This is a genomic window from Synechococcus sp. W4D4 (genome assembly GCF_047716805.1).
GTDB lineage: Bacteria > Cyanobacteriota > Cyanobacteriia > PCC-6307 > Cyanobiaceae > Vulcanococcus.
In genome coordinates, this window is the sequence record NZ_CP180404.1 from 1890658 (window position 1) to 1903560 (window position 12903).

Consider the following 12903-nt stretch of genomic DNA (forward strand, 5'->3'; position numbering starts at 1 on the left):
CTAGATCGGCTCCGGCAGGGTCATGCAGATGTTGGCCTGCTCAACGCACTGCTCAATCAGATCGGCCAACAGCAAGGCACGCGAGGCCTGAGGGCCATCCACGGCGGGGAGCTCCTCACCGCGAACGCACTGGAGGAAGTGCTCGAGCTCAGCCACCAGGGGGTCCACCGGGGACGTGCTGACCTCTTCGATGAAGCCGTCGTTGCGGTAGAGCAACTCCCCGTGATCAGCGCTGAAGGACTGGTGGGTCCGCCGGTGGATCTGCAGGCTGCGGTTGAGGAAATCCGTTTCCACCAGAGCACTGCGGCAGTGGGCTGAGAGGCTGCGGATCTTGCGGTGGGCCATCTTGCTGGCCGTCAGGCTGGCGACGACACCATTGGCAAAGCCCAAGGTGGCATTGACGTAATCGATTGGACCATCGGCGCTGCGGCCACCGGCGGCAGCGAGGCGCACCACGGGCGCCTGGGCCAGCTCAAGCACCAGATCGATGTCGTGGATCATCAGATCCAGCACCACGGACACGTCGTTGGCACGGTCCGGGTTGGGGCTATGGCGGCGGGCCTCCAGCACCACGACCTCTTCGCCAGCGACCACCTTGACCAGCTCACGGAAGGCCGGGTTGAAGCGCTCGATGTGGCCCACCTGCAACAGACGGCCGGCGGCTTTGGCGGCCCGAATCAAATCGGACGCTTCGTCTTGCGTCGCCGCGATCGGCTTCTCGATCAGGACGTGGACCCCAGCGTCAAAGCAGGCCATCCCCACCCGGTGATGAACCAGGGTCGGCACCGCGATACAGACCGCTTCCACTTCTTTAAGCAGCTCGGCGTAGTCGGCAAACCAGCGGCAACCAAACTGCTCAACCGCCAGCTGACCGCGCTTGGGATCAGGGTCTGCGACTCCAACCAGCTCGGCATCTTTCAGCAGGCTGAGCACCCGAGCATGGTGCCAACCCATATTTCCGATTCCGATCACTCCAACGCGGACTGGCTTCATGGCGTTGGAATTCCGGCGCAGCAATTATCAGGGATCAGAGGTCGTCTTCGCTGGCGGGTTCAGCCAAACGGCGACTGATCTCTACACGGTCAATCCGAGGGCCATCCATCGCCAGGACCTCGAACTGGTGTCCCTTCCAAAAGACGCTCTCCCCCGGTGAGGGGATGTGCTGCAGACGCTCCAGCAGGAAGCCCGCAAGGGTGTGATGTTCGTCGGATTCCGGCAACTGAAGGTTGAGCTCCCGGTTGAGCTCATAGATCTCGAGATCGCCTGCCACCAGCCAGCTGTGGTCCTGGAGCTGCTGGAGATCCTCCTCGGGATTCTCGGGATCCTCTTCCTCACCGACGATCTCGCTGGTGAAGTCGGAGATCGTCACCAGGCCTTCAGTCCCGCCGTGCTCATCCACCACCAACAGCAGCGGTTGACCGCTGCGAATCAAAGGCAGCAATTCCGCCACCGGGGTGGTCTCTTGCACCTTGGTCACCGGGGTGACATAGGGAGCCAAGGGTGAATCGCGCTGCAGTAGGCCCTTGGCGATCGGCTCAGCCAGGCGGCGCAGGTCAAGAACCCCGCGCACGTCATCGAGGGAACTACCCAAGACGGGGAAACGGGCGTGATGGGTCGTGTGGACCGCCTCCATCAATTCGCCAAAACGGACCTCCAGCGGCAGGGTGACCATCCCTGAGCGGGGCACCATCACCTCCCTGACCTGGGTGTCACGCAGCGAAAAGAGCCCCTCCAACATGTCCCGTTCATCAGGCATCAAGCCCGTGACGCTGTTGGACTCAATCAACGTCTCGAGCTCACCGGCGGAGAGGGCTGGGACCAACTGATCCCAGTTGCGGGGCAACCCCAACAGCCGCAGCACCCCATCACCCAGGCGTTCGACCACTGCCAAAAACGGTGCCAGGGTGCGAATCAGGTTCTCCAGCACCGGAGCCAGCCGCAGCGCAGTGGCCTCAGGGCGATGCAAAACCCAGGCCTTGGGGACCAAACCACCCAGCAGGGTGGCCAGCAGCACCAGCACGGCAAACACCGCGATGTCCCACCAGACCTGATGGCTTGAGGCTGCAGAAAGCCGTTCCGCCAAGGCGCGACCGCTCCAGCCCAAGGCCAACAGCGCCATCGCCATGCCGAGCTGCGTCGCCACCAGAGCCCGGCGCAAGCGACGCTGCAGGCGGGCGACGGCGGTTGCCCCGGCATGACCGTCCTCCTCCAGCAACTGCACCCGGGTCGGACGCAGACGAATCAGAGCAAACTCGGACGCCGCGAAGAAGGCCAGCAGGATCAGCAGGGCCGCCGGAGCCAGGAATCGCATCGCCAAGGAGTGGGGGTCGCGAGGATCGAACTCGCCTAAGGCGGATTATGAGTCCGCTGCATTCACCAGATTGCTAGACCCCCAGCGGGTGTGGTTTACCACAGGCCACGCACGGGTGTCACAGCAGGCTCAATCGGCGTGCTGGAGAGGCCGCAGCCGCCCTGGGGCAACCCCTGGCAGAAGCCATTGGAAACATCGGCTGTGCGCCAAGGCAATGGGTTGCTCTGCTGATCCAAGAGCACTTGATAGGTGTTCTCAACCGCCGAGCCATCCCAAACGATCGTCTGATCGGGGAAGCCCAGGCCCATCACCCGATTGCCTTCGCGGCCGCCCATGGCAATGCCGAGAACGTCAGTGATCTGATTGATCACGCTCACCCCACGGGCGTAGGGGGCGGTGTAGCTGAAGAAGCGCTGCTCCATCAGCTCAGACGTCGTCGTCACGGGAGCGCAGCGACTCACTTCCACCAAGGGCGAACCATCCAGGGGTGCCTCAATGCTGGTGCGGCAGACAACCGGCCCCGCCGAAGCAGTCGGGATGGTCCAAGCAGCAAGACCAGCAGCGATGGCAAGCGAGCGGAGCAACTGCATCCCCGGGGCCGTGAGCTCTAGGCGCAAACTAGACAGACCGAGAGCCCGACGCCCGCGGAGTGACGACAACCATTTCCCTGCCTGCCACCAGCACCGAACAGCGGCAGCTCCTGCTGGAGCTGCTCGCCACGCGGGCCTACCGCCGCGGCAACTTCACCCTGGCCTCCGGGCGCACCAGCAGTCACTACGTCAACTGCAAACCCGTCAGCCTCAGTGGCCTCGGCCTGGCGCTGCTGTCGGCGCAAATGCTGGAGGTGGTGGAGCCCGGCGCCGTGGCCGTCGCGGGCCTCACCCTCGGCGCCGACCCCCTGGTCAGTGGTGTCGCCCAAGCCGCGGCCTTGGCCGGCCAACAGCTGGATGCACTGATCGTCCGCAAAGAGGCCAAGGGCCATGGCACCGGTGCCTGGCTGGAGGGGCCCCTCCCCGAACCCGGCAGTCGCATCACCGTCCTTGAAGACGTCGTCACCACCGGCGGCTCATCCCTGAAAGCCGTCAAACAACTGCGGGAAGCGGGTTACGTGGTCGAGCGCGTCGTGACCATCGTCGATCGCCAAGAAGGTGGTCTGGCCGCCATGCAAGAGGCCGGCCTGGAGCTGCGCAGCCTGTTCCAACTCGATGAAGTCGCTGCCGCACACCAGGCATGAGCGCTGCCAGCCGCTGGGGCACCCCCGTCAGCTTGATCCGCCTAGAGGGCAGCGACACCCGTCGCTTCCTGCACGGCCAAAGCAGCCAAGCGATTGAGCTAGCCCAACCCGGCGCCTGCCTGGCCACCTGCTTAATCAGCCCCACGGCCCGCATGCGGGGCCTTGCCTTGGTGGGTGTGGATGACTCCGGCGCCGATTTGATCGTGATCGCCGGCGATGGCGAAGCCGTCCGCATCAGCTTGGATCGCGTGCTCTTCCCGGCTGACAACGTGCGGCTGGGTGCTGTTGAACCGGCCACCCTCTGGCAATGGCAGGGCGACGTCGAAGTCGATGGCGCTGATCTGCTGCAACCCGGCGTTGACCTGGGCAGCGGTCCCGATGCTTCTGTCCTGTTGCAGCGCTCTGGATCAAAGCTGCCGTCCTGGCTTGAGGCCTTGCCGCAATGGTCCAGCGAACAGGTGGAAGCCAACCGCCTGCGCCATGGACTGCCCGCGGCACCGGGCGAACTGAACGACGACACCAACCCCTTCGAGCTGGGACTCGCGGCCTGGGTGAGCCTGGACAAGGGCTGCTACGTGGGCCAAGAGACCCTGGCGAAACTCGCCACCTACGACGGTGTCAAGCAGCAGCTGCGCTGTTGGCAGAGCAGCAAAGCCGTTGAGCCGGGCACCAGCTTGAGCAACGCCGAGGGTGAACGCGCAGGTGTGGTGACCTCCGCACAGGGCCACCAGGGACTGGCGCTGATCCGCCGCTCCTGCTTGGACGCCGCCACGCTCCAAGCCGGCACAGTCACGCTGACCCTCAGCAAGCCTCTGGGCTTCATCGATCCGCCGGTGGGGGCCGGCGGTCAGGGCTAACGCCCGTCCTGCTCGAGCAGCCAGCGCGCCACCACCCAGGTGGCCAGGCCATCGTCGTGGTTGTAGCGGAAGATCCGGCGCAGGTTTTGGCGGGAGCCACGGCCATCAGCGCCGGCTCCCCCCAGACGCCAACGCCGCCACCAGAGCAGCGCCCGCGCACCATCAACCCCCGGCTGACTCCAGCGGAAACCGAGCCAGCTGGCCACCGCCTTGAGCCCATAGCTGTTGGTGGGCATCCACCAGTGCTGGCGCAGACGCTGATGCACATCCAGCATCCGGGCCCGTAAAGCCCTGAGCTCCCGCTCGCGCACCCCCAAGCGCTGGCCCATCTTCACCAGAGCCAACACCTCCGTCTCACCGAAGTGCAACACCGGCCAATCGGGATAGGTCTCGAGCAGACGCATCAGACGCTCCCAGAGGCGCTCTTCGCCATGCTCAAGCAGGGCCAGGATTGGGTGATAAGGCGCCTCTGAGGCCTGAGCCAGATCCGGCCAGCTGCCATCGGGATTGCGGGGCAGGCGCACAAAGCCGTGCAAGAAATCGTCCCGGGCATCGGGATCCGATTCGATGTCGTAGATCAACACCCCAGGGGCATCGACCACTTCCGGCAAGGCCGCCAGAGGATCACGCCGCAGCGGTTCGCCCTTCGCCTGAACCTGGGCCTGGGTCACCAGCTGCGGGGCGATCTCCGCATGCTGCTCGCCGTAGGTCATCAGTCGATCGGCCAGATCGCCTGGATCAGCCTGAGCCAGGGTGCCGAGACGGTCAATTCCCAGCTCGAGCAACATGTCGCGCCGCTTTGCGCCAATCCCGCTGACTTCGCTGAGGTGCCCTTCCGCCGCCGCCACTTGATCGCAGCTGGACTTCCAGCTGCAGAGCACACACTTCTTGCGATCGGCCACCAACGGGGGCGGCGTGGGACGGCGCAGGTCATCCGCCAGACGCCCCAGCGCCTCATCCAGTTGACGCGGCAGGCTGCCAGCCAATGGGACGGTTTCCTGCTGGAGGCCGCGCCCGGATCCAGAGAGCACTAGGGCCGTTCGCACCGGCGCCTGTTGCGCCTCCGCCAGCAAGCCTCCCCAGAGGGCGAGGACATAGCGGTGCTCACGGGTGGTGCGCCGGCCCGGCCGAAACAACACCGGCCGGTAGCTATGGGCGCCCCATCGGCTGGAGCCTTTGACCCGCTGCAAGAGAGGGGGGTGGGCTTCAACGCCCTCTCCCTTCAAACGCAAGCCCACCACCGCTGGAGCACCCGCACGGGCAGCCGCCTCGCCACGGCCCGGGCGCTCAGGGAACAACGTGACGAAACTGCGGCGCTGCTCATCGAGCTGCAGCTCCCGGTGGGAGGTCCACTGGCGCTGGGAGCTGTCGCCATGGCAATCCAGCCAAGCGCGGCGCTTGCAGCGCAGCCAACTGCGCAACAGCCGGTCGGTCAGCAGGATTTGGCCAGACACCCGTTGACGCTAGGTGGCCGTCTTCTGGTCCGGCACCTGGATCGACGCAGGCGGTGAGGCGGGCTGCTAGCACCATGGATAACGCCCGTGCCCTGCTCCGATGGCTTCAGCGCCCCTGCCCTTGGAGGCCAGCCCGATCGCCTTCGGCACCGATGGCTGGCGAGGCATCCTCGGCGTGGACATCACCGTCGAGAGGCTGCTGCCGGTAGCGGCGGCTTCGGCGCGTGAGCTGGAGGCTTCGGCCCCAGCCAACCTGAACAGCCGCGAAGTGGTCATCGGCTACGACCGCCGTTTCCTCGCTCCTGAACTCGCCGAGGCGATCTGCAGCGCCGTCCGTGGAGCCGACCTGGTGCCGGTGCTTGCGGAGGCGCCCATCCCCACTCCGGCCGCCAGCTGGGCTGTGGTGGAGCGGCAAGCCCTTGGTGCACTCGTCATCACCGCGAGCCACAACCCGCCGGAGTGGCTGGGCCTCAAGATCAAGGGCCCCTTCGGGGGATCGGTGGAAGGGGACTTCACCCAGCGCGTGGAGCGGCGGCTGCAGGCCGGCGGCATCTCCGTGCCGATCCACGGGGAAACCCTGCGCTTTGACGCCATGGGGACCTACTTGGCCGGCCTGAAAGCCAAGGTCGACACCCAGGCCCTGAGCGATGGCCTGGAGCGCCTGGGACTCCAAGTGATCGTTGATCCCATGCACGGCTCAGCTGCGGGGGGCCTCAGCCGCCTGCTGGAGGGCGCCGCCCAAAGCGATCACCTGCGGGAAATCCGCTCCAACCGCGACCCCCTCTTCGGCGGCAATCCACCGGAACCCCTGGCCCCCTACCTGCAGCAGCTGATCGCGGAGGTGCGGGCCTCGACCCTGGCCGGCCGGCCAGCGGTGGGCATCGTGTTTGACGGCGATGGCGATCGCATCGCTGCGGTGGATGAACACGGACGCTTCTGCAGCACCCAACTGCTGATGCCGCTCTTCATCGATCACCTGGCCCGCGCCAAGGGGCTGAGCGGTTCGGTCGTCAAAACAGTGAGCGGCTCGGACCTGATGCAACTGGTGGCCGAGAACCTAGGTAGGCCCGTGCTGGAAAAAGCCGTGGGCTTCAAGTACATCGCCGCCGAAATGCTCAGCAGTGACGTGCTGGTGGGCGGCGAAGAGTCGGGCGGTGTGGGCTTCGGTAGCCACCTGCCGGAGCGCGATGCCCTCTACGCCGCGCTGCTCTTGATTGAGGCCCTCGTGGAGGGAGGCCAGCCCCTCGGCGTCCGGGTCAGCGAACTCCAGGAGCGCTGCGGTGGCGCCGCGGCCTACGACCGATTGGACCTGCGCCTGCGCGACATGGCCACCCGGCAACGGCTCGAGCAGTACCTGGCCAGCACGCCGCCGGCGGAGGTCGCCGGAGCCGTGGTGCAAGAGGTGATCACGACCGACGGAGTGAAATTGCGCCTGGGCCCAAGCCACTGGTTGATGCTGCGCTTCTCCGGCACCGAGCCCTTGCTGCGGCTTTACTGCGAGGCCCCAAGCGAGGCACGCGTGGCTGAAGTACTCAGCTGGGCCCGCCAGCTGGCCGAGGGGATCTGATGACCACCCTGGTGATCGCCAGCGGCAACGCCGGCAAGGTGCGTGAGTTCAGCCAGCTCCTGGAAGACCTGGGCCTCAACACCCAACCCCAGCCTGAAGGGATTGAGGTGGAGGAGACCGGTGACACCTTTGCCGCGAACGCCCGCCTGAAAGCCGAAGCCGTTGCCCAAGCGACAGGGCAGTGGGCCCTGGCCGACGACTCCGGTCTGAGCGTGGATGCCTTGGGTGGCGCGCCTGGAGTGCACTCGGCCCGCTACGCCGCCACGGATGCCGCACGCATTGAGCGGCTGCTCCAGGAGCTCAGCGCAGCCGGCGCCCAAGACCCAACCTCTCGTTCAGCCCGCTTCACCGCTGCCCTAGCCCTCGCCGACCCCAGCGGGCAGGTGGTGCTTGAGGTGGAAGGGCACTGCCCCGGACAAATCCTGACGGAATGCCGCGGTGCGGGCGGCTTTGGCTATGACCCCATCTTTTTTGTGCCGGAAGCGCAGCTCACCTTTGCGGAAATGCCCAAGGCACTGAAAGCGGAGTTGGGGCATCGGGGCCGCGCCTTCGCCGCCCTGAGACCCCAACTGCAAGCCCTCTTGGCTCACGACAGGCAGTAATCCAAGGCCAGGCTGACCGAGTTGCGCGGCGCGGGCGCTTCATCAGGGTTGAAGCTGGCCGAGAAAGCGCGGTTCATCGCCACCGGCCGCGGGGAAGTGCCACCGCGCTGATTAATCCGCAGCAGCTGAACCCGGCGCAGTCCAAGGGCATCGGCCGTGGCCTGGGCTTGGCGCTTGCCATCCACCAGAGCCTGGCGCATCAATTGGGCTTGCACGGTCTCCGCACTGCCACTCGCGGCCAAGGAGGTGAATCCATTCAGGTTCACTCCCGGCAGCTTGCCGGCGGCCTGAATCAAGGCGTCGTAGTTCGCCTTGCTGACCTCGCCGGAGACGTTGGTCGTCGCCCGCTGACGCCGCGGCCCGGCGCTACCCCCACCAATCGCGTAGGTCCTGGGCGCCGGGATCGTGATCCGCCCGCTCACCAGGGGCGTCAAAGCGGAGCGCAGTCGCTCAAGCCGGGCATTGAGCTGCTGCATCGCCTCGGCCTTGGTCGCAGCCTCCGCCGAGAGGTCCAGGTTGAAGCGGAAGCGATCGAAGGCGGTCGTGCCGCTCTGGCTGACCTGGAGTTGATAGAGGGTGCCGCCGCAGCGATCACCACCCCCGGCCTGGGCAGGTGAAGGCATCATCAGGGCGGGCAACAGAGCGAGGCCGAAGGCGGCAGAACGCAGACGGACCATGGCTCAAACAGCTGATGATTCCGGTCTAAGGGCGATCGAGGGTGCGGTCACAACCCGACCCAGCCGCAGCTGCGACTAAATCCAACTGGCCCCTCAGATCACCCCGAGATCGCCCACCGCTGGGCGCCACTGCTGCAGCGTCCACTCCACCCCGCCACTGAGGAGCATCGGATCCTGCTGAATCAGCGCTTCGGCTTCGCGGTAATCCGCAGCCTGCAGCAAGAGCAATCCCCCGCCACCGGGCTGACCCTCGCCATCCACCAGATAGCCGCTGCTGAGAATGACACCGTCAGCGCGCCGTTGCTCGACCCAGCGGCGATGGGCCTCGAGGTGGGTTTTCATCTGGGCGTAGGGCCGCAGGAAGCGCTCGGTTTTGATGAACCAGGGCATCAGGCCTGGGCCCAGCTCCCATGCAAGCCATGGGGCACCGCCAAGGGGAGCTCCAACACCGCCACCTCCGCCAGGCTGGCCGCATCCAGGATCACCAGATCGCTGGCACAGCGGGCACCGTTCCAGACCAGGCAGAGCACCCAGCCGTCATCCTCCGCCGTCGCACCAGGGCGCGGCACCATCACGGGCTCGCTAACAAAGCCACGGGGCGCCGCACTCCAAACCCGGCCTGCACCCGTGCTGAGATCCAACTTCTTGATCGCCTGCAGCGGGTCATTACCGCGCTCCCGCTCCGCCACCGCCATCCAGCTGTAGTGGGCGTCCAAACCCTGCCGCTCGGGGTTGACCATCGCGAACTCGCAGGTGCGGGCCTCCAGCACTTCCGTGCTGACCGCACCGCTGGTCAAGTGAATGCGGCAGCGCACCAGCTGACCCTCCGGGATCGATTCGAAATCGACCTGGCGGAAGTCCACATCCGGACCGATCGAGGGGAAATCGTCGTAGTAAATCGAATCCACCACCAGCTCCTCGCCCTCCTCAAAGGCGTTGAGGTGGTGGAAGACAAAGCCCTCAGGGGCCGAGATCTGCAGCGGCTTGCCCTCACCACTGCGGGGAATCAGCCAGAACTGTCCCTTCTCCCCAGGCTTCGAGGCCAGGCACTGGGCTGCACCCTTTTGACCGAGGACAAAACCAGTCGGGTTGAACGCCACCGCGTTCTGCAGGAACACCGCCCAGTTCGGGGTGATCGCGAAGTCGTGCAGGAAGGCAAAGCCCTTGAAGCTGTGGCGGCTGTCCGCCAGCAGCGCACCGCTGCTGGAGAACTCCATCAACCGAATCGTGCTGCGGGGGCCGGTCTTGACCCCAAAGGTCACCATCCGCGGTTCGCCGTGGTGACCCGGGTCAAAGCGCGGGTGGGCACTGAACGCCTCACCGGGCTTCAGCAATCCGTCCAGCCGACTCAAACCACTGGTTTGCAGGGTCTCGGGGTCCAGCGCATGGGGCTCGGCGGCTTCCCAGAGCGCCAGCAACTGATCCCCCAGCCGCACCACGTGGGTATTGGCAATGTTCTTCAGCCGCAGGTCAAAGGCATTCGCGGCCAGTCCGCCGGGCTTCTGGGTGCCAAAGACACCCCGGTAGAGAAATTTGTCGGCCTGCTCTTCTGCCTCGAAGCCTTCCGTGCGCACGAAACGATTTCGCAGCTGGACTTGACCGTCCTCAAACCGCAGGGCCGTGATCATCCCGTCGCCATCGAAGGGGTGATGCACCCACTGCCCGCCACGCTCGAGCCGGCCAGGACCATTGCGGTAGAGCGTGCCCTTGAGCTCAGCCGGAACCGCGCCGCGGGCGGCAGTCAGCGCCACCCCATCGAGCTCTACCCCGACATTGCGGAAGGCACTGGCCCAATCCGAGCGGTCGTAGCCGAGAGCAGGGGCGACGGTCATGGGCGAAGACGCAGAGCGACTTCGCCATCATCGCGTAACGGAGTGTTAAGCGGGCCTAGGCGCCCGCGCGCTCCAACACGCCCTTACTGCTGGGAACAGCTCCAGCCCGGCGCGGGTCCACCTCGGTGGCCAAGCGCAGGGCCCGAGCGAAGGCCTTGAAGCAGGCCTCAACGATGTGGTGCGAGTTCACCCCATCCAGCTGGCGGATGTGCAGGGTGAGACCGGAGTTGTTCACCACCGCCACGAAGAACTCTTTGACGAGCTCGGTGTCGTAGCTGCCGATCTTCTGAGCGGGAATCTGCAGGCCAAAGCTCAGGTGCGGGCGGCCACTGCAGTCGAGGGCCACCTGCACCAATGCCTCATCCAAGGGCGCCACGAAATGACCGAAGCGGTGAATCCCGCGCCGGTCCCCCAGGGCCTGGGCCAAGGCTTGGCCCACGGCGATGCCCACGTCCTCATTGGTGTGGTGATCGTCGATGTGGGTGTCACCCACGGCCTTGATCTCCAGATCGACAAGCCCATGGCTGCTGATCTGGTGAAGCATGTGATCGAGGAAGGGCACCCCCGTGCTGGCACTGCATTGGCCCGTGCCATCGAGATTCAGCTTGACGCGCACATCGGTTTCACCGGTCACGCGATGGATTTCGCCCGTACGCATGTGTGACGCGTGCCTTCAGCTGGCTTCGATCATCGCGAATCGCGCAAGCTCAGGTCCAGATCAGAGCTCGCTCAGAGTCCGGCGTCTGGGCGGCGGGATGCTCGCTCGAAAGCAGCAAACGCGACACGGCTGCGCTGATCCGATTCATCGGTAGGGCGAGATCAGCGGGTGAAAAGGGCGTTTCGATAAACGCCCCCAAGCGCTCCACAGCAATGAACAGCAACATCACGACCCAGCCCACCCAGCCTCCGTAAGGGGCGTAGAGGGCATCCATCCGCAGGAACAGCAGATAGCCGAAACTCCAAACCGCAACCCGTACAAACACGTCATAGGGAGCAGGTAAAGGGTGATTCCGAATGCGCTCGAGGCCACCAAGGGCATCAACGGTTCGGGCGTGCACATCCATCAGCTGAAGCCGTCCCCAGCTATCAATCGCCCCTGAGCGGTAGAGGTCAGCAACTGCCTGGGCCTGCGATTGCAGCAAGGCATCAGCCGATGAGCCGTTCCAGTCCAGGGCCGCTAGTGCCCTTCGGGCAACGGGATGGGAGCGCCCACGGAGTTCCAGGTTGATGACCCAAAGCAACATCGCCTGCTGCTGAAGCAGGGGAGTCGCCGAGTCAACCATCAATGCACTCAACTGATCGCGCCAGCTGCGGCTGTGGTTCAACAAAGCGCCCCAGAGCTTGCGGGCTTCCCACCAACGCTCATAGGCCTGGCCATGGCGAAAACCGATGAACACCGATACGGCGATGCCCCAGATCGGCAAAAGCACCTCTGGGGCGAATTTCTTAGCCAGGAGCGGATTCAAAGGAACGCTGGCGGCGCATAGGGCACCAGCGAGCAAAAGATCCAACCAGAGATGCCGAAGCAAATAGGCCGCAACCTTGAAACTGCCGAGTGGGCCGACCTGGCGCAGCATCGCTCACATGCCGGTGATGCAGTAACCGGCGTCGACATAGATGGTTTGACCGGTGATGCCAGAGGCCAGGTTGCTGGCCAGGAACGCCGCGGTGCCGCCCACCTCGTCCTGGGTGACAGTGCGGTGCAGGGGAGCCTTCTCTTCGACGTTGTGGATCATGTCGAGGATGCCGCCGATGGCCGAGCTGGCCAGGGTGCGGATCGGACCGGCACTGATGGCGTTCACGCGCACCTGCTTCTCGCCCAGCTCAGCGGCCAGGTAACGAACGGAGGCTTCCAGAGCAGCCTTGGCTACGCCCATGACGTTGTAGTTAGGGATCGCACGCTCAGCGCCGAGGTAGCTGAGGGTGATCACACTGCCGCCTTCGCTGAAGAGCGGTTTGGCGTGCTTGCAGAGCGGTGCCAGGGAGTAGGCGCTGACCTCGAGGGCCCGGGCAAAGCCCTCGGGAGAGATGTTCGAGTAGTCACCGATCAGCTCGTCCTTACCGGCGAAGGCCAGGCAATGCACGAGGACATCGATCTGACCCCACTGCTCCTTGACCTTGGCAAACACCGCCTCGATCTGAGCCGGATCCTGGACGTTCAGGGGCTCAAACAGGGTCGGAGCCAGGGGCGCGGTCAGCTCACGCACCTTGCCTTCAAAGCGCCCTTTCTCATCGGGGAGGTAGGTCACCCCGAGCTCAGCACCGGCGGCGTGCAGCTGCTGGGCGATGCCCCAAGCGATCGACTTGTTGTTGGCGATGCCCGTGACGAGGGCCTTCTTACCGCGCAGATCGAGGAGCATGAATCGGGC

Annotated in this window: 14 protein-coding genes and 1 tRNA gene; 4 read left to right on the forward strand and 11 right to left on the reverse strand. The window is 65.3% G+C overall.

Annotation, left to right across the window (positions count from 1 at the left end):
* From ACLM42_RS10615 to ACLM42_RS10630, 4 genes are all read right to left on the reverse strand, one after another.
* Nucleotides 1–993 (reverse strand): Gfo/Idh/MocA family protein, encoded by a 993-nt coding sequence (locus tag ACLM42_RS10615; RefSeq protein ID WP_247909559.1) that lies wholly within the window; start codon nucleotides 991–993, stop codon nucleotides 1–3.
* 34 nt (nucleotides 994–1027) lie between these two features.
* Nucleotides 1028–2311, reverse strand: coding sequence for a hemolysin family protein (locus ACLM42_RS10620; protein ID WP_415399030.1), 1284 nt, complete (start codon nucleotides 2309–2311; stop codon nucleotides 1028–1030).
* Between the two features lie 10 nt (nucleotides 2312–2321).
* Nucleotides 2322–2394, reverse strand: a tRNA-Ile gene (locus ACLM42_RS10625).
* Between the two features lie 12 nt (nucleotides 2395–2406).
* Nucleotides 2407–2901, reverse strand: coding sequence for an Occludin/ELL family protein (locus tag ACLM42_RS10630; RefSeq protein WP_415399031.1), 495 nt, complete (start codon nucleotides 2899–2901; stop codon nucleotides 2407–2409).
* Between the two features lie 59 nt (nucleotides 2902–2960).
* On the opposite strand from ACLM42_RS10630, the gene pyrE reads away from it, so the two are divergent.
* Together pyrE and ACLM42_RS10640 are read left to right on the forward strand one after the other, a co-directional pair.
* On the forward strand, nucleotides 2961–3545 hold the full coding sequence (gene pyrE / locus ACLM42_RS10635) for an orotate phosphoribosyltransferase (RefSeq protein ID WP_415399032.1): 585 nt from the start codon (nucleotides 2961–2963) through the stop codon (nucleotides 3543–3545).
* Nucleotides 3542–4402 (forward strand): YgfZ/GcvT domain-containing protein, encoded by an 861-nt coding sequence (locus tag ACLM42_RS10640; RefSeq protein WP_415399033.1) that lies wholly within the window; start codon nucleotides 3542–3544, stop codon nucleotides 4400–4402. Before pyrE ends, ACLM42_RS10640 begins: the two co-directional genes overlap by 4 nt.
* On the opposite strand, the gene ACLM42_RS10645 is transcribed toward ACLM42_RS10640, so the two are convergent.
* Nucleotides 4399–5856, reverse strand: a complete 1458-nt coding sequence (locus ACLM42_RS10645; protein WP_415399034.1) for a TM0106 family RecB-like putative nuclease — start codon at nucleotides 5854–5856, stop codon at nucleotides 4399–4401. The genes ACLM42_RS10640 and ACLM42_RS10645 overlap by 4 nt on opposite strands.
* Before the next feature lie 100 nt (nucleotides 5857–5956).
* On the opposite strand from ACLM42_RS10645, the gene ACLM42_RS10650 reads away from it, so the two are divergent.
* Both ACLM42_RS10650 and rdgB read left to right on the forward strand, forming a co-directional pair.
* Complete coding sequence (locus ACLM42_RS10650; protein ID WP_415399035.1) at nucleotides 5957–7423, forward strand: phosphoglucomutase/phosphomannomutase family protein; 1467 nt, start codon at nucleotides 5957–5959, stop codon at nucleotides 7421–7423.
* Complete coding sequence (rdgB, locus tag ACLM42_RS10655) at nucleotides 7423–8025, forward strand: RdgB/HAM1 family non-canonical purine NTP pyrophosphatase (RefSeq protein ID WP_415399036.1); 603 nt, start codon at nucleotides 7423–7425, stop codon at nucleotides 8023–8025. The genes ACLM42_RS10650 and rdgB overlap by 1 nt, the downstream gene beginning before the upstream one ends.
* On the opposite strand, the gene ACLM42_RS10660 is transcribed toward rdgB, so the two are convergent.
* The 6 genes from ACLM42_RS10660 to fabI form a co-directional block, all read right to left on the reverse strand.
* Nucleotides 8010–8702 (reverse strand): SIMPL domain-containing protein, encoded by a 693-nt coding sequence (locus ACLM42_RS10660; RefSeq protein ID WP_415399037.1) that lies wholly within the window; start codon nucleotides 8700–8702, stop codon nucleotides 8010–8012. The genes rdgB and ACLM42_RS10660 overlap by 16 nt on opposite strands.
* A gap of 93 nt (nucleotides 8703–8795) precedes the next feature.
* Nucleotides 8796–9092 carry a YciI family protein gene (locus ACLM42_RS10665; RefSeq protein WP_415399038.1) on the reverse strand — a complete coding sequence of 99 codons (297 nt, stop codon included), beginning with the start codon at nucleotides 9090–9092 and terminating at the stop codon, nucleotides 8796–8798.
* Nucleotides 9092–10534 (reverse strand): carotenoid oxygenase family protein, encoded by a 1443-nt coding sequence (locus ACLM42_RS10670; protein ID WP_415399039.1) that lies wholly within the window; start codon nucleotides 10532–10534, stop codon nucleotides 9092–9094. The genes ACLM42_RS10665 and ACLM42_RS10670 overlap by 1 nt, the downstream gene beginning before the upstream one ends.
* A gap of 55 nt (nucleotides 10535–10589) precedes the next feature.
* Complete coding sequence (gene hisB, locus ACLM42_RS10675; protein WP_415399040.1) at nucleotides 10590–11192, reverse strand: imidazoleglycerol-phosphate dehydratase HisB; 603 nt, start codon at nucleotides 11190–11192, stop codon at nucleotides 10590–10592.
* A 49-nt stretch (nucleotides 11193–11241) separates the two neighbouring features.
* On the reverse strand, nucleotides 11242–12111 hold the full coding sequence (locus tag ACLM42_RS10680; RefSeq protein ID WP_415399041.1) for a bestrophin family ion channel: 870 nt from the start codon (nucleotides 12109–12111) through the stop codon (nucleotides 11242–11244).
* Nucleotides 12112–12114: 3 nt separating this feature from the next.
* Nucleotides 12115–12894, reverse strand: a complete 780-nt coding sequence (fabI, locus tag ACLM42_RS10685; protein ID WP_415399042.1) for an enoyl-ACP reductase FabI — start codon at nucleotides 12892–12894, stop codon at nucleotides 12115–12117.
* Nucleotides 12895–12903: the final 9 nt, after the last annotated feature.